The 25,081-nt window shown below is 68.0% G+C and carries 21 protein-coding genes; 11 read left to right on the top strand and 10 right to left on the bottom strand.

The features are described from left to right. Positions 1-76 precede the first annotated feature (76 nt). Entirely contained in the window at positions 77-742 is a 666-nt protein-coding gene (locus tag B5Y19_RS19830; RefSeq protein WP_342060164.1) for a nitroreductase family protein, read from the top strand. A gap of 3 nt (positions 743-745) precedes the next feature. On the opposite strand, the gene B5Y19_RS19825 is transcribed toward B5Y19_RS19830, so the two are convergent. Then, entirely contained in the window at positions 746-1,684 is a 939-nt protein-coding gene (locus B5Y19_RS19825; RefSeq protein WP_079591974.1) for an aldo/keto reductase, read from the bottom strand. A gap of 199 nt (positions 1,685-1,883) precedes the next feature. On the opposite strand from B5Y19_RS19825, the gene B5Y19_RS19820 reads away from it, so the two are divergent. Continuing rightward, a complete protein-coding gene (locus tag B5Y19_RS19820; RefSeq protein ID WP_055728385.1) occupies positions 1,884-2,723 on the top strand; it encodes a universal stress protein in 840 nt (279 codons plus the stop codon). Positions 2,724-2,769: 46 nt separating this feature from the next. Here B5Y19_RS19820 and typA read toward each other — a convergent pair whose 3' ends face one another. Together typA and B5Y19_RS19810 are read right to left on the bottom strand one after the other, a co-directional pair. Then, positions 2,770-4,593, bottom strand: coding sequence for a translational GTPase TypA (gene typA, locus B5Y19_RS19815; protein WP_055728384.1), 1,824 nt, complete (start codon positions 4,591-4,593; stop codon positions 2,770-2,772). A 154-nt stretch (positions 4,594-4,747) separates the two neighbouring features. Beyond that, complete coding sequence (locus tag B5Y19_RS19810; RefSeq protein ID WP_176168664.1) at positions 4,748-6,034, bottom strand: TAXI family TRAP transporter solute-binding subunit; 1,287 nt, start codon at positions 6,032-6,034, stop codon at positions 4,748-4,750. A 121-nt stretch (positions 6,035-6,155) separates the two neighbouring features. Between B5Y19_RS19810 and B5Y19_RS19805 the strand changes: the two genes are divergently transcribed. The 3 genes from B5Y19_RS19805 (at position 6,156) to B5Y19_RS19795 (ending at position 10,087) form a co-directional block, all read left to right on the top strand. Then, positions 6,156-6,824, top strand: a complete 669-nt coding sequence (locus tag B5Y19_RS19805) for a phosphoribosylanthranilate isomerase (protein WP_055728414.1) — start codon at positions 6,156-6,158, stop codon at positions 6,822-6,824. Between the two features lie 5 nt (positions 6,825-6,829). Beyond that, on the top strand, positions 6,830-8,047 hold the full coding sequence (gene trpB / locus B5Y19_RS19800) for a tryptophan synthase subunit beta (protein ID WP_055728382.1): 1,218 nt from the start codon (positions 6,830-6,832) through the stop codon (positions 8,045-8,047). A gap of 123 nt (positions 8,048-8,170) precedes the next feature. Further along, positions 8,171-10,087 (top strand): glycosyltransferase family 2 protein, encoded by a 1,917-nt coding sequence (locus B5Y19_RS19795; RefSeq protein ID WP_055728381.1) that lies wholly within the window; start codon positions 8,171-8,173, stop codon positions 10,085-10,087. Here the strand turns inward: B5Y19_RS19795 and B5Y19_RS19790 are convergent. The 7 genes from B5Y19_RS19790 to B5Y19_RS19765 form a co-directional block, all read right to left on the bottom strand. Next, the gene (locus B5Y19_RS19790; protein ID WP_244555650.1) at positions 10,032-10,622 is read right to left on the bottom strand and encodes an SCO family protein; all 591 of its coding nucleotides are present in this window, start codon (positions 10,620-10,622) and stop codon (positions 10,032-10,034) included. The two genes, B5Y19_RS19795 and B5Y19_RS19790, sit on opposite strands and share 56 nt — an antisense overlap. A gap of 31 nt (positions 10,623-10,653) precedes the next feature. Then, positions 10,654-10,830, bottom strand: coding sequence for a hypothetical protein (locus B5Y19_RS26180; protein ID WP_156367053.1), 177 nt, complete (start codon positions 10,828-10,830; stop codon positions 10,654-10,656). A gap of 215 nt (positions 10,831-11,045) precedes the next feature. Further along, complete coding sequence (locus B5Y19_RS19785; protein ID WP_055728379.1) at positions 11,046-12,479, bottom strand: amidohydrolase family protein; 1,434 nt, start codon at positions 12,477-12,479, stop codon at positions 11,046-11,048. 74 nt (positions 12,480-12,553) lie between these two features. Further along, complete coding sequence (locus B5Y19_RS19780) at positions 12,554-14,143, bottom strand: ABC transporter substrate-binding protein (protein WP_055728378.1); 1,590 nt, start codon at positions 14,141-14,143, stop codon at positions 12,554-12,556. Positions 14,144-14,185: 42 nt separating this feature from the next. Further along, complete coding sequence (locus tag B5Y19_RS19775; RefSeq protein WP_055728377.1) at positions 14,186-15,097, bottom strand: ABC transporter permease; 912 nt, start codon at positions 15,095-15,097, stop codon at positions 14,186-14,188. Then, positions 15,097-16,038 carry an ABC transporter permease gene (locus B5Y19_RS19770; protein WP_055728376.1) on the bottom strand — a complete coding sequence of 314 codons (942 nt, stop codon included), beginning with the start codon at positions 16,036-16,038 and terminating at the stop codon, positions 15,097-15,099. The genes B5Y19_RS19775 and B5Y19_RS19770 overlap by 1 nt, the downstream gene beginning before the upstream one ends. 15 nt (positions 16,039-16,053) lie before the next feature. Continuing rightward, complete coding sequence (locus tag B5Y19_RS19765) at positions 16,054-17,676, bottom strand: amidohydrolase (protein ID WP_244555649.1); 1,623 nt, start codon at positions 17,674-17,676, stop codon at positions 16,054-16,056. A gap of 348 nt (positions 17,677-18,024) precedes the next feature. Here B5Y19_RS19765 and B5Y19_RS19760 point away from each other — a divergent pair, with 348 nt between their 5' ends. The 6 genes from B5Y19_RS19760 to B5Y19_RS19735 all read left to right on the top strand — a co-directional run bounded on the left by B5Y19_RS19760 (position 18,025) and on the right by B5Y19_RS19735 (position 25,009). After that, a complete protein-coding gene (locus B5Y19_RS19760; RefSeq protein ID WP_055728374.1) occupies positions 18,025-18,603 on the top strand; it encodes a type II toxin-antitoxin system RelB family anti-toxin in 579 nt (192 codons plus the stop codon). A gap of 126 nt (positions 18,604-18,729) precedes the next feature. Beyond that, the gene (locus tag B5Y19_RS19755; protein ID WP_079591971.1) at positions 18,730-19,593 is read left to right on the top strand and encodes a helix-turn-helix transcriptional regulator; all 864 of its coding nucleotides are present in this window, start codon (positions 18,730-18,732) and stop codon (positions 19,591-19,593) included. Between the two features lie 156 nt (positions 19,594-19,749). Beyond that, a complete protein-coding gene (locus B5Y19_RS19750) occupies positions 19,750-21,939 on the top strand; it encodes a TonB-dependent siderophore receptor (protein WP_210190121.1) in 2,190 nt (729 codons plus the stop codon). Between the two features lie 9 nt (positions 21,940-21,948). Next, entirely contained in the window at positions 21,949-22,785 is an 837-nt protein-coding gene (locus B5Y19_RS19745) for an alpha/beta hydrolase (RefSeq protein WP_055728370.1), read from the top strand. Next, the gene (locus B5Y19_RS19740; RefSeq protein WP_055728369.1) at positions 22,782-23,891 is read left to right on the top strand and encodes an ABC transporter substrate-binding protein; all 1,110 of its coding nucleotides are present in this window, start codon (positions 22,782-22,784) and stop codon (positions 23,889-23,891) included. The genes B5Y19_RS19745 and B5Y19_RS19740 overlap by 4 nt, the downstream gene beginning before the upstream one ends. An 11-nt stretch (positions 23,892-23,902) precedes the next feature. Continuing rightward, positions 23,903-25,009, top strand: coding sequence for a siderophore-interacting protein (locus B5Y19_RS19735; RefSeq protein ID WP_176168663.1), 1,107 nt, complete (start codon positions 23,903-23,905; stop codon positions 25,007-25,009). The last annotated feature ends 72 nt before the right edge of the window (positions 25,010-25,081 follow it).

Genomic DNA, 25,081 nt, shown 5'->3' with positions numbered 1-25,081 from the left:
GGCCGACGCAACCGGTCCATTGCGCCGGACCTGCAATTCGCAGCAAGCTGACCAAAACACGTCAGGAGCGAACGCCGTGAGTCCCTATGTCACCATGCCTCTCGTCTTCGAGGGCGTTCCCGAAGCCGAGATGCTGCCCCGTGCCGAGGCATTCCTCGCCCGCATGCGCAAGCGCCGCACCGTGCGCGACTATGCCGACCGGCCGGTGCCGCGCGAGCTGATCGAGGCGGCGGTGCGGGTCGCCGGCACGGCCCCTTCCGGCGCCAACCAGCAGCCCTGGACCTTCGTCTGCATCTCCGATCCCGAGCGCAAGAAGCTGATCCGCGAGGGCGCCGAGGAGGAGGAGCGCGCCTTCTATGCCGGCCGCGCCGGCGAGGAATGGCTCGACGCGCTCGCCCATCTCGGCACGGACGACAAGAAGCCCTTCCTCGAGACCGCGCCGTGGCTGATCGCGATCTTCGCCCAGCGCTGGGGTTTTGACGCGCAGGGCAACAAGGTGAAGCACTATTACGTGCCGGAATCGGTCGGCATCGCCACCGGCTTCCTGATCGCGGCACTGCACGACGCCGGGCTGGCGACGCTGACGCATACACCGGCGCCGATGAACTTCCTCAACCAGATCTGCGGGCGGCCCGACAACGAGAAGGCGCTGATCCTGCTCGTCGTCGGCTACCCGAAGGAGGATTGCCTCGTCCCCGCCATCGGCAAGAAACCGCTGGAGGAGATCGCGACCTTCCTGTGATCCCTACGCGGTGATCTTGTCGATCTCGGCGAGGTCTTCGGCGCTCAGTGCCCAGTCGGCCGCCTTGACGTTGGCGGCGACCTGCTCGGGCCTGGTCGCGCCGGCGATGACGCTCGACACCACGGGCTGTGCCGCGAGCCAGGAGAAGGCGAGCTCGACCAGGCTGTGGCCCCGCTGCTCGGCAAAGGCGGTCAGCCCCTCGATCCGGCGCCAGTTGTCCTCGCTGAAGATCTGGCCGGCGCGCTCCGGCAGCTTGGTCAGGCGCGCGCCTTCCGGCATCGCCGCGCCGCGCTTGTACTTCCCGGTCAGCGCGCCGTTGGCGAGCGGGAAATAGGGCAGCAGCCCCATGCCGTAATGGGCGATCGCCGGGATCAGGTCCTTCTCGGCGCCGCGCTTGAGCAGGCTGTATTCATCCTGTGCCGAGGCGAAGCCGGGGATGCCGAGGTCGCGCGCCGTCCATTGCGCATCGGCGACCTGCCAGGCGACGACGTTGGAGCAGCCGACATAGCGGACCTTGCCCTGGCGGACCAGGTCGTCGAGGGCGCGCAACGTCTCCTCGATCGGGGTCAGCGGGTCCGGCCGGTGGAGCTGGTAGAGATCGATCCAGTCGGTCTTGAGCCGACGCAGCGAATCCTCGACCGCGTTCATGATGTAGCGACGCGAGCCGCCCTTCTTCACGCCCTCGGCATCCATATCCATGCCGAACTTGGTCGCCAGCACGATCTGCTTGCGCCGCGCGCCCAGCACTTCGCCTAGCGCCGTCTCGGAGCCGCCGCGCTCGCCATAGATGTCGGCGGTGTCGAACAGCGTGATGCCGTGCTCGATCGCGGCATCGACGACCTTGCGCGTCGCCTCCAGATCGATGCGGCCGCCGAAATTGTTGCAGCCTAGGCCGACGAGCGAGACGCGCAGGCCAGAGCGGCCGAGATTGCGGAATTGCATGGCTGTGTTCCTCCTCCGGAAGCCGCACACAGGATCAGAGCCGAAACCGGCCGACAAGCGCGGCATCCGTCATCCGCGCACTGCACCGGGCGCAGGGCGGAGCCATCGGCCGCGGGGATCACATTTGACCCAGCGCAAGGCGCGCGCAGAATGATCCGGCAAACGTGTCCCGGACATTGCGCAACAACCGGAGATCTCGATGGCCCCGTCGATCAAGAGCATCTTCACCGCCTATACCGAGGAAGGCCAGGGCGAACGCGAATCCGCGCTCGGCTACGCCCTCTCGCTCGCACAGCACGCCAGCGCGCATCTGACGATCCAGGCCGCGGCGATGCGTTACGCCATCCCCGCCTCGCTCGTCGGGGATTTCGGTGTCGCCTTCGTCCATGCCGAGAACCGCCGCATCGGCGCGCTGGCGGAACGCTTCGCCGAGCTCGCGCGGACGAGCGCCGGCCTTGCCGGCGTGACCAGCACGATCGAGACGCCGCAGCTGGTCTATGCGGAGCTCGGCGAGCGGCTCGTCAGCCATGCCCGCGTCCACGACCTCAGCGTGCTCGATCTGGAGAAGGACGCCGCCGAGCGCGACCGCGGCCTGATCGAAGCCGCCCTGTTCGACAGCGGACGGCCGGTGATCATCGTGCCTCCGGGCTGCGAGACCTTCGCCGCCGGACGCCTCCTGATCGCCTGGGACGGCAGCGCCGGCGCGGCGCGGACGGTGGCTGAAACGCGGCCCTTCCTGAAGGGCGCGGAGGTCGAGATCCTCTCCGTCACCGGCGAGAAGGACCTGTCGCGCCTCGTCGCGGGGGCGGAGCTGGCGCCGCATCTGTCGCGGCACGGCGCTTCCGTGACCGTGCGCAACGTCGCCGTGTCCGGTGGCAACGACGTGGCCGAGACGATCCGCCAGGCGGCGGCCGATTTCCGGGCCGACCTGATCGTCTGCGGCGCCTACAAGCATTCGCGGCTGCGCGAGTGGCTGCTCGGCGGCGTCACGCAGTCGCTGCTGAAGGCGACGCCGCTGCCGCTGCTGATGAGCCGCTGAGCCGGGCCGAAACGAAAAGGGCCGCCAGATCTGGCGGCCCTGTTCCTCAGGCCACTTCGGCCTTCTGCTTCTGCGCGCGCTTGCGATCGTTCGGATCGAGGATCGCCTTGCGCAGGCGGATCGACTTCGGCGTCACCTCGACGAGCTCGTCGTCGTCGATCCAGGCCAGCGAACGCTCGAGCGTCATCCGGATCGGCGGCGTCAGGCGGACCGCCTCGTCCTTCGAGGTCGTGCGGATGTTGGTGAGCTTCTTGCCCTTGAGCACGTTCACCTCGAGGTCGTTCTCGCGGGTGTGCTCGCCGACGATCATGCCCTGATAGACCTTCCAACCGGGCTCGATCATCATCGGGCCGCGATCCTCGAGGTTCCACAGCGCGTAGGCGACGGCCTCGCCGGTCTCCATCGCGATCAGCACGCCGTTGCGGCGGCCGGCGATCTCGCCCTTGTAGGGCATGTACTCGTGGAAGACGCGGTTCATGATCGCGGTGCCGCGGGTGTCGGTCAGCAGCTCACCCTGGTAGCCGATCAGGCCACGGGTCGGGGCGTGGAAGACCAGGCGCAGGCGATTGCCGCCGGACGGCCGCATCTCCAGCATGTCGGCCTTGCGCTCGCTCATCTTCTGCACGACGACGCCCGAGTGCTCCTCGTCGACGTCGATCAGGACTTCCTCGATCGGCTCCAGGAGCTGGCCGTTGGCGTCGCGCTGCAGCACGACGCGCGGACGCGAGACGCCGAGCTCGAAACCCTCGCGGCGCATCGTCTCGATCAGGATCGCGAGCTGAAGCTCGCCGCGGCCCGAAACGACGAACGAGTCCTTGTCCGAGGATTCCTCGACCTTGAGCGCGACATTGCCCTCGGCTTCCTTGAACAGGCGGTCGCGGATCATGCGGCTCGTGACCTTGTCGCCCTCGGTGCCGGCGAGCGGGGAATCGTTGACCGTGAAGGTCATCGAGACGGTCGGCGGGTCGATCGGCTGGGCCTCGATCGGCTCGCTGACGGCCGGATCGCAGAAGGTGTCGGCGACAGTGCCCTTCACCAGGCCGGCGATCGAGACGATGTCGCCCGCGACGGCTTCCTCGATCGGCTGGCGCTCGATGCCGCGGAAGGCGAGGATCTTGGAGATGCGGCCGGTCTCGACGGTCGAGCCGTCGCCCGAGAGCACCTTGATCGTCTGGTTCGGCTTGGCGACGCCGGAGGTGACGCGGCCGGTAATGATGCGGCCGAGATAGGGGTTGGCCTCGAGCAGCGTGCCGATCATGCGGAACGGCCCCTCTTCGACCTTCGGCGCCGGCACATGCTTGAGGATGAGGTCGTACATCGGGGCCAGGCCCTGGTCCTGCGGGCCTTCCGGCGAGGGCGCCATCCAGCCCTGCTTGCCCGAGCCGTAGAGGATCGGGAAGTCGAGCTGCTCGTCGGTGGCGTCGAGCGCGGCGAAGAGGTCGAAGACCTCGTTGATGACTTCCTGGGTGCGGGCGTCGGGCTTGTCGACCTTGTTGATCGCCACGATCGGACGAAGGCCGAGCTTCAGCGCCTTCGAGACCACGAACTTGGTCTGCGGCATCGGGCCTTCGGCCGCGTCGACCAGCACGATCGCCGAGTCGACCATGTTCAGGATGCGCTCGACCTCGCCACCGAAATCGGCGTGGCCGGGGGTGTCGACGATGTTGATGCGCGTATCCTTCCAGACGACGGAGGTCGCCTTGGCCAGGATGGTGATGCCGCGCTCCTTCTCGATGTCGTTCGAATCCATCACGCGCTCGGCGACGCGCTGGTTCTCGCGGAAGGCGCCGGATTGCTGCAGCAGCTTGTCGACGAGGGTCGTCTTGCCATGGTCGACGTGCGCGATGATGGCGATGTTGCGCATGGACATGCGGGTCTGGGCCTTGCTTTCAAGGCCACGAGCCGGCCAGGTTCGAAGCCCCGCCGGCGCAGCCTGTTTCACGTGAATCTGGAATTCGGTGCGCTGCACATAAACGCTGGAGGGCGTTTCGGCAACCGCACAGGCCCGTAAAAGATGAAGAGGCTCAATCCTCTGCCAGCGTGCGCTGGCGCTCGGCGACCGCCCGGCCGACCTGATCGATGGCCAGGCGATAGGCCGCGAGCGCGGCGGTGTCGAGGTCGCCCCTGGCGTAGTCCGCGAGCACGCGGGTCAGGATCTGGTCGGCCTCGCGGCCCAGCCTCGCCAGCTCCGCCTCGTCCTCGCAGGAGCGGATGATCGCAAGCAGGGCAAGCAGCTGATCGAGGCCGGACATGGCGCGCCGGCGCCGGTTGGCGTTCTCGCGGCCGAGCAGGGTCGCGCCGCCAGTGCCCAGCGCCGAGAGCGCCATCGCGCTGATGTAGAACCAGTCGCCATAGCGATCGAAGAAGGTCTCCTGCTCGCCGTCTATATAGGCGGCGGCGCCGGAATGGACCGGCAGCGGCGCATCCTTGTCGGTCGAAGGGGTCTCCAGGGCCTGCACGGCCGGCAGCTCGGTGGCCAGCGTCAGCCGCAGGCCGAGGATGTCCTTGGTCAGCTCGCCGACGAGATTGTCGTCGAGCGCCTGCGCGGCCACGAGGCGGGAGGTGATCGAGATGGTCTGCAGGCTCTCCGCCGGCCGGGGCGGATCGCCGCCGAGCGCGCCGCGCACGATCTCGCCGGATTCGATCGCCCGGTAATGCACCGACAGCGCATCGGCCTCACGGATCGGGATCAGCACGGGATCCTCGCCCCAGGCCGACCGCAGCCGGCGCAGACCGTCATTGTTGGTGTGGGACCCGACGGCGTTGATCGAGAAGAAGACGTCGATGCGCCTTTCCCTGGCGGCCGAAACCAGTTCATCCCGCGACAGGCCGACGATCTCGACCTCTTCGGGCCGGACCTCGTATTGCGCCAGGACACGCTTCAAAAGGGCGATGTTGCCGGCCGGATCGCGCACCACGCCGATCTTACGGCCGCGCAGATCGGCGATGCGACCGATCGCCGTTTCCTTGGCAGTGATGAAGAAGGGATAGGTCCGGCGGGTGATCAGCACCGTGTCGGCGGTCGACGGCATGGCGATGTCGGGCCTCAGCATGGCGAGGTCGGCCAGGCCGGCATCGATCTTGCGCGCGCTATCCTCGGAGCCCTCCGTCAGCACGAGCCGCAGGCGAATGGCGGCCTTGTCGCGATTGAGGCCCTGGACGAAGGCGGCCGCCATGCGCGCATCCTCCGAGCCGAGGGGGCCGACGGCGAGGCGCAGGGTGTGCGGCTGGCTGACGTAATACAACACCGCCGCGGCGAGGCCGGAGACGGCGAGCAGCGCCGCCAGAACCGCCAGACCGCGCCTGCCCATGCCCAGCCGGACCAATGCCGCAACCCCTTCTTCGCCCGTCTCACAATGGCTTCCTTCGCGATCATGTCGCAAGTACGGCATGCGCCGGCGAACGGACCGTGCTAAAGGCGCCGCCATGTCGATGAATTCGCCAATCCCGGTCAAGATCTGCGGCCTTTCCACGCCGGAGACCCTGCACGCCGCGCTCGATGCCGGCGCCGACATGATCGGGCTCAACTTCCATCCGAAAAGCCCGCGCTTCGTGACCCTGGAGCGCGCCGCGGAACTCGCGGCCATCGCCCGCGGCAAGACCGAGATCGTCGCGCTGATCGTCGATTGGAACGAGCGGCAGGCAGCCGAACTCGTCGCGGCGCTGAAGCCGGACTGGCTGCAGCTCCATGGCCGCGAGACGCCCGATGAGACCGCCGCGCTGCGCCGTGCCGTCGGCGTTCCGGTGATGAAGGCGCTCGGCATCGCCACGGCCGAAGACCTCGAGGCCGTCGCGGCCTATCGCGACGCGGCCGACCGCCTGCTGCTCGACGCCAAGCCGCCGAAGGATGCCGCCTATCCCGGCGGCCATGGCCGCCCCTTCGACTGGACGCTGCTCGCCGACCTCGACCCCAGCCTGCGCTTCATGCTATCGGGCGGGCTCAATCCGGCCAATGTCGCGGATGCGATCCGCATCGCCCGGCCGGCGAGCGTCGACGTCTCCTCGGGCGTCGAAAGCGCGCCAGGGGTCAAGGACCCGGCCCGGATCGCGGAATTCATCGCGGCGGCGCGCAAGGCCGCCGCGACAGTGCAGGAAGGCTAGACGGCATGAACGCCCCCTCGAACCCGAACAGCTACCGCAACGGCCCGGACGAGAACGGCCGCTTCGGCCTGTTCGGCGGCCGCTTCGTCGCCGAGACGCTGATGCCGCTGATCCTCGAGCTGGAGCAGGCCTATAACGAGGCCAAGGCCGACCCGGCCTATCACGCCGAGATGACCGACGGCTTGAAGCATTATGTCGGCCGGCCCTCGCCGCTCTATTTCGCCGAGCGCCTGACCGAGCATTTCGGCGGGGCGAAGGTCTACCTGAAGCGCGAGGAGCTGAACCACACCGGCTCCCACAAGGTGAACAACGTGCTCGGCCAGATCCTGCTGGCGCGGCGCATGGGCAAGAAGCGCATCATCGCCGAGACCGGCGCCGGCCAGCACGGCGTCGCCACCGCGACGCTCTGCGCCCGCTACGGGCTGGAATGCATCGTCTATATGGGTGCGGTCGACGTCGCCCGTCAGGCGCCGAACGTGTTCCGCATGCAGATGCTCGGCGCCAAGGTCGTCCCGGTCGAATCCGGCACCAAGACGCTCAAGGACGCGATGAACGAGGCGCTGCGCGACTGGGTGACCAATGTCGCGACGACCTTCTACTGCATCGGCACGGTCGCCGGCCCGCATCCCTATCCGGCGATGGTGCGCGACTTCCAGTCGATCATCGGCAAGGAGACGCGCGAGCAGATGCAGGAGGCCGAAGGCCGCCTGCCGGATTCGCTGGTCGCCTGCATCGGCGGCGGCTCGAACGCGATGGGGCTGTTCCACCCCTTCCTCGACGACGCAAGCGTCGAGATCTACGGCGTCGAGGCGGCCGGCCATGGCATCCCGAGCGGGCTGCACGCGGCCTCGCTGACCGGCGGGCGCCCCGGCGTGCTGCACGGGAACCGCACCTTCCTGCTGATGGACGATGACGGGCAGATCAAGGACGCGCATTCGATCTCGGCCGGGCTCGACTATCCCGGCATCGGGCCGGAGCATTCCTGGCTGCACGATGTCGGCCGGGTGAAGTACCTCTCCGCCACCGACGAGGAGGCGCTGGAGGCGTTCCAGCTGATCTCCAGGCTGGAGGGCATCATCCCGGCGCTGGAATCGGCACACGCGCTCGCCCGCGTCGCCGAGCTCGCCCCGCAGAAGCCGAAGGATCACCTGATGGTGGTCAATCTCTCGGGGCGCGGCGACAAGGACATCCCTCAGGTCGCGGAGATCCTGGCGAGCCGCTGAGCGCGGCGAAGGCCCGCCGAAAGTCCAAGATCCGCTCTCTCGACTCCCGCGGCCGGACCGGCAAGCATGGGATGTCCTGGCGCGACCGCGCCGGGAGCACGTCGAGGGGCGGGACCGGGGCCGGTGGGGGGCAGCGGTAACGACGGCTATCCAGTCGAGGCCGGGCAGACGGCTGCCGGCCTGCCGGTCGAACTCGCCTTCCTGACGCGCTACGGGTTTCCGGTCTCGGCTCTGGCCGAGATCGCCCGGCGTGCTGCCCGCAACCGCACCGATCCGGCCCGCGAAGCCATAGCGCTCGGCCTGATCGACGAGACCGGCTTCTACCGAGCCCTTGCGGCCGAGTTGGGCCTGCCCTTCCGGGCCGATCCACCGGCGCTGCTGGCGGGCGGCGGCTATCGCGCCATCCTGGGCCAGGGCTTCGCGGCAACCGCGGCCGGATCCCCCTTCCGCTTCGTTCTCGCGCCGGAAGGGGCGGCGCTGCACCGGATGATCGAAGCCGGGCCGCGGCGGCGCGACGATATCGCCGTGACGACGCCGAGCCGCCTTGCCACGGCGCTGCGCGAGGCCAATGCGGCAGAACTGGCCCGGCATGTCGCCGGCCTCGACGATGCGGGGCTCGTCCGCGACAGCGCGCGCAGCGGCGCCAGCCGCGGCCAGATGGTGGCGGCGGGCCTCGGCCTCGCGGCTGCGGCCGCCGGCGGCGTGCTCGCGCCGCTCGAGACCTTCTTCGCCCTCGCCCTGCTGCTCGGGCCGCTTTTCCTCGGCCTCATCCTGCTGCGGCTGGCCACCGCCATCGAGCGCGCGACGCCCGACCTCTGGCAGAGCCACCGCTGGCGCATCGACGATGCGAGGCTGCCGATCTACACGGTCGCGGTGCCGATGTACCGCGAAGTGGCAGTGCTGCGACAACTGACGGACGCGCTCTGCGCCCTCGATTATCCGCCGGCCAAGCTCGACATCCGCCTGCTGATCGAGGCCGATGACGCCGTTATGCGGGCCGCCCTGGCGGAGATGACACTGCCGGCGCATTTCACGGTCGCGATCGTGCCGCCCGGCCTCCCACGCACCAAGCCGCGCGCGCTCAATCTTGCGCTGCTGGAGGCGCGAGGCTCGCTCTTCACGATCTTCGACGCCGAGGACATCCCCGATCCGCAGCAGCTTCGGATGGCCGCTGCGCGTTTCCTGCGCGCGCCGCCGGAGCTCGCCTGCCTGCAGGCGCGCCTCGTCATCGATCACGCTTCGGAAAAGGTGCTGACCGGTCTCTTCGCCCTCGAATATGCCGGGCTTTTCGACGTACTGAACCCCGGCCTGCTGCGGTTCCAGCTGCCGATCATGTTGGGCGGCACGTCGAACCATTTCCGGACGGAGGTGCTGGGGGCCATCGGCGGGTGGGATGCCTGGAACGTCACCGAGGATGCCGATCTCGGCTTGAGGCTGGTGCGCGCCGGCTATCGCATCGACGACCTGCCGTCGACGACGCGCGAGGAGGCGCCGCTCTCCATCCGGGCCTGGCTCAAGCAGCGCTCGCGCTGGATCAAGGGCTATCTCCAGACGATGGTGACCCATTCGCGTGCGCCGCTGCGGCTGCTGCGCGAAGCCGGCTTCGGCGCGACATTCGTCTTCCTGTCGCTGGCGCTCGGCACCGTGGTGGCGGCGCTCGGCTATCCCTTCTTCGCCATCGCCGCCCTGATCGCCTATTGGGACGGATCGCTATTGGAGCCGGCAGGCGCGCTCGCCACGCTGGGCTCGACCATCGCGTTCGGGCTCTGGATATTCGGCAGCGTGGCGCTCTTCGTTCCGCCTGCCATCGGCGCGCTGCGCCGCGGCTCCTTCCGCCTGCTGCCGCTTCTGCCGCTATTGCCGCTCTATCACGGGCTGGTCTCGATCGCGGCCTGGATGGCGCTCTACGAATACGCCAATCGCCGCTTCGTCTGGAACAAGACCGAGCACGGGCTGGCGCGGCAACGCGCGCCGGTCGAAGCGATCAGGAGTGGCGCAGCCACTCCGCTGCGGCCTGCGCCGGAGTCTGCTCGATATTGAAGGCGCCGACGAAGCTGCCGTCCTTACCCATCAGATAGACCAGGGCGGTGTGATCCATCGTGTAGTCGCCATCCTTCAGCGGCACCTTCTTGGCATAGGCACGATAGGTCTTGATCACCGCATCGATGGCGGCACGGTCGCCGCTCAGCCCGACGATCCTCGAATCGAAGGAGCCGAGATAGCTCTTCATCGCCTCCGGCGTGTCGCGCTCGGGATCGACGGTGATGAACAGGGCCTTGAGCTTCTTGGCCTTGTCGCCGTCGCCGGCAGCCCGCAGCGCCTCGGAAATCTCGAACAGCTTGGTCGGGCAGATGTCCGGGCAATGGGTGAAGCCGAAGAAGACCAGGAAGGGCGAGCCCTTCAGATCCGTGTCGGAGAGCGGCTTGCCCTCCTGTGTCGTCAGGGTGAACGGGCCGCCGACGCTTGCCGTGCCGCTGCCCTGGCGTCCCGGCGAGAAGGTCAGAATCGCGGCTGCGGCCAGCGCGAGCGCGCCGGCCAGGAAGACGACGAGAGGCAGTACGATACGGCGATTCACGGAGACATTCCCGGGCAGGCGGCGAAAGCCGCTAGAAGCATGCGACGATGGCGGCGATCAGACCGTCGGTGAAGAGCCGGTCGCCTTCGCGCCACCAGAGCAGCAGGCCGGTGAGAAACAGGGCGAAGAAGCCTCCGCCGATCAGCATGAGGCCCAGACGGCTCGAAGAGCCGGCCTCCGTCTGCGTTGTCTCGTCTGCCTGCGACATGGGCACAACCTATCGCCGGATCGCGCCGTCCGAAAGCGGGCGGCGTGACGCAGGGGGCTCACGATGCAGCGATGCGCCGTTGGAGTGCGGACCGTTCGCACAACCACGGCGTCATGGTCGGGCTTGTCCCGACCATCCACGTCTTCAGCGATGCTGTGCGGTGTCCAAGGCGTGGATGCTCGCCACAAGGGCGAGCATGACGGCGGATGTTCCGCTCACTTCACCGGGAAGGTCAGCGGCGAGTAGTCCGTCACGGGGCGCTTGACCCAGTCATTGCCCGGCGCCGCCGCTTCCGTCCGCTTCTGGCCCTCGTGGAGGCGCAGCGCGGCGGCCGGATAATCCATGGTCAGCACGGTGCCGTCGCGCACGACGAGCCTGCCGTCGACATAGACGCGGTCGACGGCACGTTCGGCGGCGGCATAGACCATGCTGCGCACGGGATCGCGGCGCGGCTGCATCATCGGGTGCTTGAGGTCGACCATGACGAGGTCGGCCTTGCAGCCCGCCTCCAGCCGGCCGATGTCGTCGCGACCGAGCGCGGCGGCGCCGGCCGTGGTCGCGGCCTCGAAGATGTCGGTGGTGGTGAGCGTGCGCGGGTTCTCCGCCATCAGCCGGGCGACATAGCCGACATGGCGCATCTCCTCGAGCATGTTGTGCGGATAGGTGTCGGTACCCAGGCCGATGCGAACGCCGGCGCGGCGGTAGCGCCCGAAATCGTCGAGCGCGATGCCGCGGCGCATGAACACCGTCGGGCAATGAGCGACCATCGTGTCGGTCTCGGCCAGCAGCGCGAGGTCGCGGCGGCTGTGCCAGCCGAGGCGCGGGTAGTCGTCGAGGAAGATGCCGTGGCCGACGATGCTGGTACTGCCGAGCACGCCGAGCTTCTCCAGCCACTGGATCGGCGTCACGCCATGACGGCGGGTGATCTCGTGGAACTCGACCGTCGACTGGGCCGCGTGGATCTGCCAGGGCAGGTTACGGCGCTTCGCTTCGGCGTGGCTGTCCTTGATCAACCCCTCGCTGCAGGTGTCGATCTGCGCCGGACAGACCATGCCGAAGAGCCGGCCTGAAGGGTGCTTCTGCGCCTTCTCGATAACGTCGAAGGCGGTTTCCATGGCGGCGGCACCGGCCTTCTCGTCCCATTCATATTCGACGACATGGCCGTTCTTCGTGTACCAGCGGGCCGAGCGGAACATCGGCGAGACGCAGACGCGCAGGCCGCTATTGGCCGCAAGGTCGATCCAGTCGGGATGGGCGACCGAGAGATCGGCGAGCGTGGTGACGCCGGAGAGCAGGAGCTCGGAATAGGCGACCTGCACGCAATCCGGCACCGTCTCGGCGTCGGGCCGCAGGATCGGCATGAACTCGTAGAGCGAGGAATTATAGAGCGCGGGCGAGCCGAGCTCGTCGAGGAAACCCTTGTTCAGCGCCTCGCTCGACGGGTGCGAGTGGATGTTGACGAGGCCGGGCATGACCATGCGCCCGCTGCCGTCGACGGTCTCGTCGGCCTGCCCTTCGTAGCGGGCCCCGACATAAAGCAGTGTGCCGTCCTCGAAGGCGACATCGGCGCCGTACAGATAGACATGCCGGGAAGCTTCCGCGTCCCAGGCGACAACGACTTCGGCGTTCTTGATGACCGTGATCGTCATGATTTTCCCTTCCTCCCGACAGGCACAGCAAAGAAAAGCGCCGCGCGGTTCTCACCGCGCGGCGCTCAGGAAGCTCAGCGCTTCAGCTTGATGTCGAGCCCCTTGTAGAGGCCGGCGCCGTAGATGCCGTGGGCACGCACGCCCTCGAGCCGGTCACCCGCGACCACCCAGAGCGGTTGGGAAGCCAGCGGCACCCAGACATTCGCCTCGGTGAGCTGTGTCTGGACGGCGCCGATCGCCTGCTTGCGCTTGCCGGCATCGACGGCGGTCGCCGCGGCCTTGAGCAGCTCGTCGGTCTTCGGATCCTTCCAGTTCATCCGGTTCGGCGTCGGCACCTGGCGGCTGGCGAAGTAGAGGTTCAGCGCCTCGGTGGCCGTCACATAGGGATAGGCCATGTAGAAGGCGTCGAATTCCTGCGTCGCCAGCTTGCCCCAGGCAACGGTGGCGTCCCAGAGCTGGATCTTCAGTTCGATGCCGACCTTGCGAAGATCGGCCTGCATCGCCTCGGAGATGCGCGGGTTCACGTCGTTGCGGATGCCGTAGACGGTGAAGCTCGCCTTCTGGCCGTCCTTCTCGCGGATACCGTCGGAACCCGGCTTCCAGCCGGCCTCCTCCAGCAGCTTGATGGCGCCGGCCGGGTTGTGCTTCGGCATCTTGCCGGCAGAATCCTTGTCATAATCCAGCACCGCCGGGTTCAGCAGCGAAGGCAGGACCTGGCCCTTGCCGAAGAAGATCGCCTTGGCGATCGCCTGCTTGTCGACGGCCATGTTGACGGCTTCGCGGATCGCGGCGTCCTTCGAGACGGGCTTGTCGACCTTGAAGCCCATGAAGATGTCGTAGATGTAGTTTTCCTGGCGCTGCACCGTCATGCCCGGGATGCGCTGCATCGTGTCGAGCGCGATATAGGGCATGTAGTAGGTCACGTCGGCCTGCTTGGCCTGGATCGCGGCCATCAGCGTGTTCGACTCGGGGATGACCTTCCAGACGATCTCGTCGATCTGCGGCTTGGGATCCTTGTAGATCGGCGGGCCCCAGCTGTAGTGCGGGTTCTTCTTGAGGACGAGCTCCTGGCGCGGCGTCCATTTCGACCAGCAATAGGGGCCGGTGCCGTTGAAGCCCTGCACGCCGAAATTCTGGCCGAGCTTCTCGACCGTGTTCTTGTCGACGACCGAGGCGAAGGAGAGCGCCAGCTGGAAGAGCAGGTCGCTATAGGGCTCCTTGAGCTCGTAGATCAGCGTCGAGTCGCCATCGGCGCGGATGTCCTTGACCGGGCCGGCGCGGAAGGAGACCGGCGACTTGCTGGCCGGGTCGATCCAGCGCTTCAGCGAATAGACGACGTCGTCGATCGTCATCGGCCGGCCGTCGCAGAACTTCACGTCCTTGCGCAGCTTGAAGGTGTAGGTCATGCCGTCGGGCGAGATGGTCCAGCTCTCGGCGAGGCCCGGCTTGATCGTCTTCATGTCGAAGTCGACCGTCACCAGCGTGTCGGCGAGCATGTACATGACCTCGGCCGCCGCGGTCGCCGTCGAGCGGATCGGGTCGTAATTGTCGGCATCGATGATGCGCAGGATCGAGAGCGGCGCCTTCTGCTGGGCGACGGCGGGTACCGCGGCGAAGGTCGCGGCGGCCGCGCCGGCGAGAAGCAGAGTTGAAAGTTTGAGCATCGAGCAAATCCCCTTTTGACGCTTCTTGGTTGATGTCGGCTGCTATTTGCGCAGCTTGGGATCGAGCGCGTCCCGCAGCGCATCGCCGAGGACGTTGAAGGCCAGCACGACGGCGAAGATCACCAGGCTCGGCAGGACCGAGACATGCGGCGCGAAGAACAGGAAGTTGCGCCCGTCCGCCGCCATCGAGCCGAGCTCGGCGGTGGGCGGCTGGGCACCGAGTCCGAGGAAGGACAGGGCGGCGCCGAGCAGGATCACCTGGCCGAAGCGCAGCGTGACGAAGACGAAGATGGCCGAGAGGCAGTTCGGCAGGACGTAGCGCAGGATGATGCGCAGATCGCTCAGGCCCAGCGAACGGGCCGCCTCGATATAGCCCTGCTGCAGCACCACCAGCGCCGAGCCGCGCACGACGCGCGCCATCAGCGGCACGGTGGCGATGGAAAGCGCGATGATGACCGCCAGCAGGCCGGGGCCGAAGATCGCGGCGATGGCGAGGCCGAACAGGATGGCGGGGAAGGAGAGCAGCACATCCATCAGCCGCATCAGCACGCCCGAAGCCTTCGGATAATAGGCGGCGGCGAAGCCGATGACCCCGCCGATCAGGCAGCCGAAGACGACGGAGGCGAGCCCCATCAGCAGCGTCGTCCGCAGGCCGAAGAGCAGCCTTGTGATCATGTCGCGGCCCTGCCCGTCCGTGCCGAGCAGTCCCATCTCGCCCGGGGGCTTCAGCGTGTTGGCGAGGTCGTTGCCGAAGGGGTCGGTCGGCGCGAGCCAGGGTGCGAAGGCCGCGCCAAGAATCGCGAGCACGACGAGGGCGAGCGCGATGCAGGCGCCGGTGTCGGAGACGAGCATCCGGAGCACGGTTTTCCGGCGGACGGGCGTGGCGGCGGCCACGCTCACGGCGGCTTCGACCGCGCCGCTGCCGGGCTTGAGCTGGCTGGGGACGGAACTCATCAGGCGCCCCTCACACGCGGGTCGAGCACGGCATAGAGGACGTCCACCGCGAGATTGACCAGGATGAAGCCGAGCGAGAGCACGATGATCGTGCCCTGCGCCATCGGCAGGTCGCTGGAGAGAATGGCGCCGACGGCGAGCCGGCCGATCCCCGGCCAGCTGAACACCGTCTCGGTGACCACGGCGCCGCCGAGCAGGAAGCCGATCTGCAGGCCGATCAGCGTGACGACCGGGACGAGCGCGTTGCGCAGCGTATGCCTCAGCACCACGGCCGACTCGGTCAGCCCCTTGGCACGGGCGGTGCGGACATGGTCGGCGTTGAGCTCGTCGAGCACCGAGGTGCGCGTCATGCGGGCGACGGGGCCGACGAAGACGCCGCCGAGCGTGATCGCAGGCAGGATGATCCCCTGCAGGCCCTCCCAGGTCCAGAGCGGACCGATGCGGCCGGTAAAGGGCAGGATCGGATATTTGAAGCCGAAGAGCCAGATCAGCCCGAGGCCGAGGAAGAAGACCGGCAGCGAGACCCCGGCCACCGAGACCGCCATGATCGCGCGGTCGAGGAGCGAGCCGCGGAAATAGGCGCCGACGGTGCCGAGCAGCATGCCGAGCGGGATCGCCCAGACCAGCGAGGCGAACATCAGCTCGAGCGTCGGGCCGATGGTGTTGCCGAGCTCCTGCACGACGGGGACGTTGTTGATGATCGAGACGCCGAGATCGCCCTGCGCCAGCCGCCCGATATAGATGAGGAACTGCTTCCAGAGGGGCTGGTCGAGCCCGAGCTCCTGGCGGATGGCCTGGACCACGTCCTGGGTCGCGGTCGGCCCGGCGCGGACCTGCGCCGGGTCGGTCGGCACGACCTGCATCAGCAGGAAGCCGATCAGCAGGACGCCGAGCAGGACCGGCAGGACCAGCAATAGCCTTTGCAATGCATGTCGCAGCATGAAGAGCGCTCCGACCTATTGCGCGGCGGCCGCGACCTGGCCGTGGCGGTCGAAGACGACGTCGCCAGCGAGCAGGGTCAGGTCGCAACGCACCTCGTTCTCGACCGCCTCGACCGGGACCGCGAAGATGTCGTGCGAGAGCACGGCGATGTCGGCGAACTGGCCCGGCACCAGCCGGCCGAGGCTGTCCTCGGCGAACTGGGTATAGGCGCCGAGCAAGGTATAGGCGTGCACCGCCTCTTCCATGCTCAGCTTCTCGGCGCCGCCGATCTCGGTATGGCGCTTGGTCTGGCGGGTGACCATGGTGAAGAGGTTCTTGAACGGGTCGGTGGCGCAGACCGGGGCATCCGAGCTCGCCGCGGCGTGGAGGCCGGCATCGAGCCATTTGCGCATCGGATAGGAGGCGCCGGCGCGCTCCTGCCCGAGATTGATCACATAGAGATCGCCGAACTCGTAGATGAAGGCCGGCTGCGGCACCGGGTCGATGCCGGCGGCGGCCATACGGGCAAGCTGGCCGTCGGTCAGGAAGCCGCAATGCTCGATGCGGTGGCGGCGCCCGCGGATCGGGTGCTCGGGGCTGTCGGCCTTCTCCATGCCCGACAGCACCTGCTCGATCGCGGCATCGCCGATGGCATGGATCGCGAGCTGGTAGCCGAGCTCGTGGTAGTGCCGGAGATAGCGATGCATGTCGGCATCGGAATAGATGAAGATGCCGCGGTTATCGGGATCGCCGACGAGGTAGGGCTCGCTCATCGCGGCGGTCAGACCGCCGGCACTACCATCGCCGAAGACCTTCATCGCGCCGTAGCGCAGCAGGCCGGTCTCGCGGCCGAAGCGGTAACCCGCCGCATGGGCCTCGTCGCCAATACCATCGGCATTGCCGTAGATGCAGACCCAGGTCCGGACCGGCAAGGTGCCGGCGCGCGCGACCTCCTCATAGGCCTCGATCTCGGCCATGCCAGCGCCCATGCCGACACCGGCATCCATCACGCTGGTGAAGCCCTGGGACAGCATGTAGTGCCCGGCCTTCTCGATCGCGGCCTTGAGCTCCGCGACGCTCGGCTGCGGCATCGCCTCGACGATCAACCGCATGGCGCTCTCCGCCAGCAGGCCGGTGAGCTTGTTGTCGCGCCGCTCGATCAGGCCGCCCGCCGGGCTCGGCGTGTTGTGGCCGATGCCGGCCGCGGCCATGGCCCGGCTGTTGACGACGCCGACATGGCCGCAGGTGCGCTTGATGTAGACCGGATTGTCCGGGGCGATGCGGTCCAGCTCCTCGGCGGTCGGATGACGGCCCTCGGCGAGCTCGTTGTGGTCGTAGCCCCGACCGATCACCCACTCGCCGGGCTTCTTGCCCTTGGCGGCAGCCGCAACACGGCGCAGAACCTCGTCGATGCTGTTGACGCCCTCCTCGGGACGCAGATTGACCTCGCTCATCGCGAGGCCGAGCGGGAGCAGGTGCATATGCGCGTCGTTGAGGCCGGGAATGGCAACGCGGCCGGCGAGATCGACGATTTTCGTGCCGGGCCCCTGGAGCGCCGCGATCTCCGTGGCCGACCCGGTCGCGAGCACCTTGCCGCCAGCGATCGCCAAGGCTTCCGCGAAGCCTTCCGCCAAACCGCAGAAGATGCGGCCATTCAACAAAACGGTCTCCGCTTGCGTCATCGGCCCTGCTTACCCTGTTTTCCCTGTTGACTTCTCGCCATGGGCCTTGGCATGCGACTAGTATTCGGCAAGCAGCTACCGTCACATGGAAACGGAACATCGCTTCCACACGCCCCTATCGCGCGGGATCAGGATTTTAGTCTGGACGGTCTGCTCTGAACGCGAAAACTATTCCACTCCGCCGGTTCCCCATGACACTATTTTCTTATTGGCTTTCCGTCAGCATTGCTCAGAATATTGAACATGGCAAGGGCCGTCGAGCAGGCGCCCCGTGCAAAATGCGCAGGAACGACAAGGCGCACCGGATCGGGAGAGAGCACAAAAATGAGCTTTGATGTCGGCGGAAGGCTGAAGGAATTAAGGGTTGCAGCCGGGCTTTCCCAGCGCGAACTCGCCGCGCGCTCCGGCGTTACCCACAGCCTGATCTCGCTGATCGAGCAGAACCGGAACAGCCCGTCAGTCGCGTCGCTGCGCAAGATCCTCGACGGCATCCCGATGACGATGGTGAATTTTTTTGACGAGGCCAGGACGCCGAAGGACAAGGTCTTCTTCGAGGCTTCGGACCTGCTCGACCTGACCTCGCGTCTGCACCAGGTCAATGGCGGCGACAGCCGCGGGCAGATGTCCTTCCGCCAGGTCGGCGACGCGCAGGCCCACAACCTGCAGATCCTGCACGAATGCTACGAGCCGGGCGCCGACACCGGCGCCGCCATGCTCAAGCACGAATCGCACGAGGGCGGCGTGGTGCTGGCGGGCGAGCTGGAGGTCACCGTCGGCGACCAGATCAAGGTCCTCGCCCCCGGCGACGCCTATCTCTTCGACAGCCGCATTCCCCACCGGTTCCGCAATATCGGTTCGGCGCGCTGCATCGTGGTCAGCGCCTGCACGCCGCCCTATCTGTAGGCGCGGCACCTTCGGGCGAGGCAGTGGAGACCCTGCCCGCCAACCTTAGAATCCCTTTAAACTATTGATTTTGCTTGATTTTCTACGACGCACTCCTATTGTCACGCGATCCTAGCAGAGGTCGCGATGTCCCCCCGCCCCGGCTCGACCCGAGAGCCCCCCGCAAGTCTGGAGCTGTTCTCGCGCAATCTCTCGCTCTCCGCCGGCCGCTTTTCGATCCAGGAGGGCGAGCGTGTCGCCGGGCCGATGAGGCGGGGGCTCAAGGTCGCGATCATGCTGGAGGGGCGCCAGGCGCTGGAACTCGACGACCGACCGGCCGTCCTGCTCGACGGACCGACCATGCTGGTGGCCGCCAATGGTGGCCAGCACATGCAGCGGCGCACCGGCCTCGCCGACGGCACGCTGCGCTACGCCCTGATGCAGTTCGATGTCGACTTCGTCGCGCGCGAGTTCGGTAGCGACGTCGCCGAGGCGGCGCGACTGGCCTGCTCGGCCGATACCCGCCTGTGGGTGCGCCCGGCGGATGCGCCGATCCGCTCGCTCGCCTTGCAGATGGCCGAGTGTCCGGTCAGCGAATCGCTGCGCCCGCTCTATCTTGCCGGCAAGGCACTCGAGCTGGGAGCGCTGGTGCTGGAGCGGATGCTCGGGGAGCGGCAGGCTCGGCCGGCGAGGCTCGGCCCACGCCTGCGCGAACAGGTGCATCTGGCCCGCGACCGCCTGCTCGAGACGATCGACACCCCACCGAGCCTGGCGGAATTGGCGCGTCTCAGCGGCCTGAACCCGACCAAGCTGACCTCCGCCTTCCGCGCCGAATTCGGCGCCAGCGTCTTCGCCTATCTGCAGGAGCAGCGGCTGCAGCAGGCCTATGCGATGATCGCCAGCGGCGAGGCGAGCGTCGCGGTCGCCGCCTTCCGCGTCGGTTATACCCCGGCTCATTTCTCCGGCCTTTTCCGCAAACGTTTCGGCGTCGCGCCGAGCGCGCTGCGTTGATTCACGCCCCCTTGGTTCTTCGTTGGACGCGTTCGAAACACGACCGAAAGAAATACTGCCGCGATCGAAAGCCAAGCGCGTTGCCGGCCATACCGGCTTCCTGAAAGAACCCCGGCAGACGCGGCGCCATGCGCGCCTGGGGCAGGAATTTCGAGCATGACCGGCATCAATATCGGCAACCATGCGGCCTGGAAGGCTGGGGTCGCCCTCGCAGCCATTATCGCCGGGACGGGGGCAGCCCTCGCCCAGAACGGCACGGCGACGCAGGGCGGCGCCACCATCGGCCTCGACATGATCGAGGTGCAGGGCGAGCACGCCAGCGGCCCGGTCGACGGCTATGTGGCGCGTCGCAGCGACAGCGCAACCAAGACCGACACGCCCCTGATCGAGACGCCGCAATCGGTGACCGTCGTCCCCCGCCAGCAGATGGACGACCAGGGCGCGCAGAACGTCAGCCAGGCCCTGCGCTACACGGCAGGCGTGGTCGGCGAGACGCGGCTGTCGATGGGGCGCTATGATAGCGTCTTCATCCGCGGCTTCGGTGGCTCGGGCTCCGGCGCCGGCTTCGTCAACAATCTCGACGGGCTGCGCTATCAGCGGGGCGTCAACTTCCTCGTCCCCTCCTACGAGGTCTGGGGTCTGGAGCGGATCGAGGTGCTACGTGGCCCCTCCTCCGTCGTCTTCGGGCAGGTGAAGCCCGGCGGCATCGTCAACATGATCAGCAAGCGCCCGAAGGAGGAGCGGCACGGCGAGGTGCAGCTCCAATACGGCAGCTTCGAACGCGCCCAGATGGCCTTCGATTTCGGCGGGCCGGTCGATCCCGAGAAGACCTGGCTCTATCGCGTCGTCGGCCTCGGCCGCGCCGCCGACACGCAGGTCGACTTCACCCGCGAGGAGCGCATCTTCATCGCGCCCTCCGTCACCTATCGCCCCAATGGCGCCACCAGCTTCACGCTGCTGGCCTCGTTCCAGCGGGACCCCGAGACCGGATTCTACGGCTTCATCCCGGCGGTCGGCACCGTGCTGCCGAGCCGCAACGGCCGCATCCCGACCAATTTCTTTCCGGGCGAACCGAATTTCGAGGGCTATAGCCGCAACCAGGCCAATATCGGCTACACCTTGGAGCATCGCTTCAACGATATCTTCTCCTTCCGCCAGAACCTGCGCCTGTCGGACCTCGAATCGCGCTTCCGGACGGTCGCGGTCGGCGGCATCGCGGCCGACCAGAAGACGCTAAACCGCCGCGTCACCATGTCGAACGAGAAGGCCCGCACCGCCGGGATCGACAACCAGCTCCAGGCCGATTTCCGCACCGGGCCGCTGACCCACAAGCTGCTGCTCGGCGTCGACGGCTACTGGACGGACGGCACTGCCTTCACCGGCGCCGGCGGCACGGTGCAGCCGCTGGACTACACCAACCCGGTCTATGGCAGGCTGCCCTTCGCCCTGCCGCCGCTCGCGGGCACGAAGCAGACGACGACGCAGTACGGCATCTATCTGCAGAACCAGATCAAGCTCGACCGGCTGTCGCTGCTCGTCGGCGGCCGCTTCGACCGGGCGGAAGCCCGCACCCGCGCCATGAGCACGGGCATCGTGACCAAGCAGGACGACACCGCCCGCACCGGCCGCGTCGCGCTGATGTACAATTTCGACAATGGCTTCGCGCCCTATGCGAGCTATTCGACCTCCTTCGAGCCGCAGCCCGGCACCGGCTTCGGCGGCGTCCCGTTCAAGCCGAGCGAGGGCGAGCAACACGAAGCCGGCTTCAAATACGAGCCGCCGGGCGCCAACGCCTTCCTGCAGGCCGCCGTCTACCAGCTCACCCAGACCAACGTCCCGACCGCGGACCTCGCCCACCCGACCTTCCAGATCCAGACCGGCGAGATCCGTGCCCGCGGCGTCGAGGTCGAAGCGCGCGCCACCCTGTTCGACAATCTCGATCTGGTTGCGGCCTATGCCTACACCGACGCCGAGGTGACGAAGAGCAACGGCGCCGATCTGCACAGGCGCCCGCCCGTCGTGCCGCGCCATACAGCGGCGCTCTGGGCCCATTACACCTTCCGGACCGGCACCTTCGCCGGGCTCGGGCTGGGCGCCGGCGTGCGCTATGTCGGCAAGGGCGCCGGCGATCCGGGCAACACCTTCTTCACGCCCGACTACACCCTGTTCGATGCCGCGATCAGCTATGAATTCGGCACGGCCAACCCGGCGCTGAAGGGCTGGAAACTGCAGGTCAACGCCCAGAACCTGTTCGACAAGGAGTATGTCTCCGGCTGCTACGGCACCACGCAATGCTCCTTCGGCCTGCGCCGCACCGTGCTGGCGACGCTCTCCTATCGCTGGTGAGACGACGGCATGACGCAGCCGCTCCCTCCCGGCATCGAGCTCGAGCCCCATGCCCTGCCGCAGGCTTGGCAGGGCGGCTTCGAGGCCGCGGACGGCGCGCGCTATCGGCTGCTGATCTCCGTGCCGGACGGCCCCGCCCCGATGCGGGGCTTTCCGACCCTCCTCCTGGTCGACGGCGACGCCCTGTTCGCGACGGCCGCGAGCGCCGCCCGCCTGCAGGCCCTGCGGCCGGAGGCGACCGGTGTCGGGCCCGCCGTCGTCATCGGCATCGGCTATCCGAGCGAGAAGCCCTTCGATGCCGAACGGCGCCAGCGGGACCTGCTGCCCGTGCCTGATGGCGCCGACCGCTTCCTGGAGATGATCGTCGGCGAGCTCCTGCCGGCCATCGGCCGCATCGCCCCGCTCGATCCGGCCAGGCGGACGCTGATCGGCCATTCCTATGGCGGCCTGTTCGCCCTGCATGCGCTGTTCACGCGCCCGGACCTGTTCGAGGCCCATGTCGCGGGCAGCCCCTCGATCTGGTGGCAGGACCGCGCGATCCTGGCGCAGGAGGCCGCCTTCCGCCGCGGCGGCACAGCCGGCGGGCGGCTGCTGATCACCGTCGGCGCGCAGGAGCAGCGGCCCGACCGCGCCGTCGGCCCGCAACGGGCCGAGCGGATCGCCAAGGCGCGCATGCGCGACAATGCGGCAGAGATGGCGGAGCGGCTCGCGGCCTCGCCGCGCGTGGCCTGCAGCTTCGCCGAATTCCCCGGCGAGAACCACGTCTCGGTCATTCTCCCGATGCTCTCGCGCGCCGTCGCCTTCGCCCTGGCGGGAACGGCAGAGGACAAGGTCGCAGCCGCATGACGATCGCCCGACGCTCCCTCCTCCTCGCCGGGTTCGCCTGGCCGGTGCTCGCCGCCGTCGCGGCGGAGCCGGTGACGGCGACGGACGTGCTCGGCCGCACCGTGACGCTGCCGGCGCCGGCGAAGCGCATCGTGCTGGCGCAAGGCCGCCAGCTCAACGCCCTCGGGCTGATCCATCCCGACCCGATCAGCCTGCTCGCCGGCTGGGGCAACGACCTCGAACGCCAGAACGCCGACGGCCTCGCCCGCTATCGCGCCCGCTTTCCGGCCACCGACGCGGTGCCGATCGTCGGCGACGGCGGCACCGCCAACGGCTTCTCGCTGGAGCGGGCGATCGCGCTCGGGCCCGACCTCGTGGTGCTGAGCCGCTCGCTTGCCGGCACGCGCCGCGGCCCCGGCGACCTGGTCGAAAGGCTAGAGGCGGCCGGCATCCCCGTTGCCGTCGTCGATTTCTTCCTCGACCCACTGCGCGACACCGTCCCCAGTCTGCGCGCGCTCGGCCGCCTCATCGGCCGCTCCGACCAGGCCGAACGGCTGATCACCTTCTATGAGGAGCGGATGGCGCGCGTGGCGCAGCGCATTGCCGGCGCGCCGCGCCCCTCCGTCTTCATCCACGCCCATGCCGGTGGCTACGACTGCTGCATGACCGCGGGCCAGGGCACCTTCAACGCCTTCATCAACGCGGCCGGCGGGCACAACATCGCCGCCGCCATGGTGCCCGGCGCGACCGGTCAGATCGGGCTGGAGCAGCTGATCGGAGCCGATCCCGACATCTATGTCGCCACTGGCGGCACGCATCTGGCGAAGACCGGGGGGCTCGTGCTCGGCCTGGGCGTCGGCGAGGCGGACGCCGCGGCGAGCTTCGGCAAGCTCCTCGCCACGCCGGCGCTCGCCACGCTCAGCGCCATCGAGAAGCGGCGGGCCTTCGGCTTCTGGCATCTCTTCAACGACACGCCGCTGCATGTCGTCGCGATCGAACTCCTGGCGAAATGGTTCCATCCGGAGCGCTTCGCCGACATCGACCCTGCGGCGACGCTGGCGGAGGGAGCACGCTTCTCGGCCATCCCGCTCGACGGGACGCTGTGGATCGCGGCGCCAAAAGCCTGACGGAGACCATCATGCTGGCAACTTCGACCCGGATCGCGCTCGCCAACCCGGCGAGCGTCCTGAAGCCGCTCTGCGAGCACTTGGTCGAGCATGAGGCCGTCATCACCGAGCAGGATGGGGCGACGGTCATCACGCTCGACGGAAGCCGGGCGCGCATCGATCTCTCGGCCACCGCACTCGACGTCACCGTCGAGGCGCCAGATGTCGCGACCCTGATCGAGATGAAGCGCACCATCGCCAGCCATGTCGTCGAGTTCGCTCCGAAGGACGCCGCGCCGCAGATGCGCTGGACCGGCGACGGCACCGGCCCCGCCCTGCCGCCGGAGTTCCGCATCCTGACGGTCACCGGCGTCGAACGGATCACGCCGCATATGGCCAGGATCCGGTTCAAGGGCGAGAATCTCGCGCGCTACGACCATCTCGACGCGCTGCATGTGCGCCTGTTCATCCCGCCCGAGGACGTGAGCGAGCCGAGCTGGCCGATGGTCGGCGATGACGGGCTGCTGCTGCCGTCGCCGGCGGAGACGCGGCCGCTCGTCCGCAAATACACGATCCGCGAGATCGACGTCGCCGCCAGCACGCTAGCGATCGATTTCGTGCTGCATGAGGATGCCGGTCCAGGCTCGGCCTTCGCGTTCCGTGCCCAGGCCGGCGACCGGATCGGCATGGCCGGACCGGGCGGGCGCGGCCTCAAGGCAGCCGAACGCTACGTTTTCCTGGCGGACGAGACCGGGCTGCCGGCCGTGGCGCGCATGCTGGAGAACCTGCCCGAAGGCGCGGTGGGACAAGCCTTCATCGAAGTCGCCGATGCGCGCGAGGAGCAGGCCCTGCGCCGTCCGGCCGGCATGGCGCTCACCTGGCTGCATCGCGGGGCGGCGGCACCGGGCAGCCTGCCGCTGCTGCAGGACGCTCTTGCCACCATCGACTGGCCGGCGGACGGCCCCTCGACCTATCTCTGGGCAGCAGCGGAATATGCCGCGTTCAAGGCGATCCGGGCGGCCTCGCGCGACAAGCTCAGACCGGAGCGCGACCAGAACCTCGTCGTCAGCTACTGGCGCAGCGGCGCCTCCGACGAGGAGCATGTCGCCGCCAAGAAGGCCGAAGCGGCCAAGGGCTGAGCGCCCAGAAGCCAGCCGATACCTCAGCCCTCATCCTGAGGAGCCGCGAAGCGGCGTCTCGAAGGATGTTCC

This window comes from Allobosea thiooxidans, assembly GCF_900168195.1.
Lineage (GTDB): Bacteria > Pseudomonadota > Alphaproteobacteria > Rhizobiales > Beijerinckiaceae > Allobosea > Allobosea thiooxidans.
The sequence above is the reverse complement of the archived record's forward strand: the minus strand, read 5'-3'. Positions and strand labels throughout refer to the sequence as shown.

Coding starts and splice junctions, on each gene's coding strand:
- typA (WP_055728384.1), bottom strand. CDS start 4,593: ATGTCCATGCGCAACATCGCCATCATCGCGCACGTCGACCATGGCAAG.
- B5Y19_RS19760 (WP_055728374.1), top strand. CDS start 18,025: ATGAGCTTTGATGTCGGCGGAAGGCTGAAGGAATTAAGGGTTGCAGCC.
- B5Y19_RS19785 (WP_055728379.1), bottom strand. CDS start 12,479: ATGACGATCACGGTCATCAAGAACGCCGAAGTCGTTGTCGCCTGGGAC.
- B5Y19_RS19805 (WP_055728414.1), top strand. CDS start 6,156: ATGAATTCGCCAATCCCGGTCAAGATCTGCGGCCTTTCCACGCCGGAG.
- B5Y19_RS19735 (WP_176168663.1), top strand. CDS start 23,903: ATGCTGGCAACTTCGACCCGGATCGCGCTCGCCAACCCGGCGAGCGTC.
- B5Y19_RS19745 (WP_055728370.1), top strand. CDS start 21,949: ATGACGCAGCCGCTCCCTCCCGGCATCGAGCTCGAGCCCCATGCCCTG.
- B5Y19_RS19770 (WP_055728376.1), bottom strand. CDS start 16,038: ATGCTGCGACATGCATTGCAAAGGCTATTGCTGGTCCTGCCGGTCCTG.
- B5Y19_RS19740 (WP_055728369.1), top strand. CDS start 22,782: ATGACGATCGCCCGACGCTCCCTCCTCCTCGCCGGGTTCGCCTGGCCG.
- B5Y19_RS19755 (WP_079591971.1), top strand. CDS start 18,730: ATGTCCCCCCGCCCCGGCTCGACCCGAGAGCCCCCCGCAAGTCTGGAG.
- trpB (WP_055728382.1), top strand. CDS start 6,830: ATGAACGCCCCCTCGAACCCGAACAGCTACCGCAACGGCCCGGACGAG.
- B5Y19_RS19750 (WP_210190121.1), top strand. CDS start 19,750: ATGACCGGCATCAATATCGGCAACCATGCGGCCTGGAAGGCTGGGGTC.
- B5Y19_RS19820 (WP_055728385.1), top strand. CDS start 1,884: ATGGCCCCGTCGATCAAGAGCATCTTCACCGCCTATACCGAGGAAGGC.
- B5Y19_RS19825 (WP_079591974.1), bottom strand. CDS start 1,684: ATGCAATTCCGCAATCTCGGCCGCTCTGGCCTGCGCGTCTCGCTCGTC.
- B5Y19_RS19775 (WP_055728377.1), bottom strand. CDS start 15,097: ATGAGTTCCGTCCCCAGCCAGCTCAAGCCCGGCAGCGGCGCGGTCGAA.
- B5Y19_RS19780 (WP_055728378.1), bottom strand. CDS start 14,143: ATGCTCAAACTTTCAACTCTGCTTCTCGCCGGCGCGGCCGCCGCGACC.
- B5Y19_RS19810 (WP_176168664.1), bottom strand. CDS start 6,034: ATGGGCAGGCGCGGTCTGGCGGTTCTGGCGGCGCTGCTCGCCGTCTCC.
- B5Y19_RS26180 (WP_156367053.1), bottom strand. CDS start 10,830: ATGTCGCAGGCAGACGAGACAACGCAGACGGAGGCCGGCTCTTCGAGC.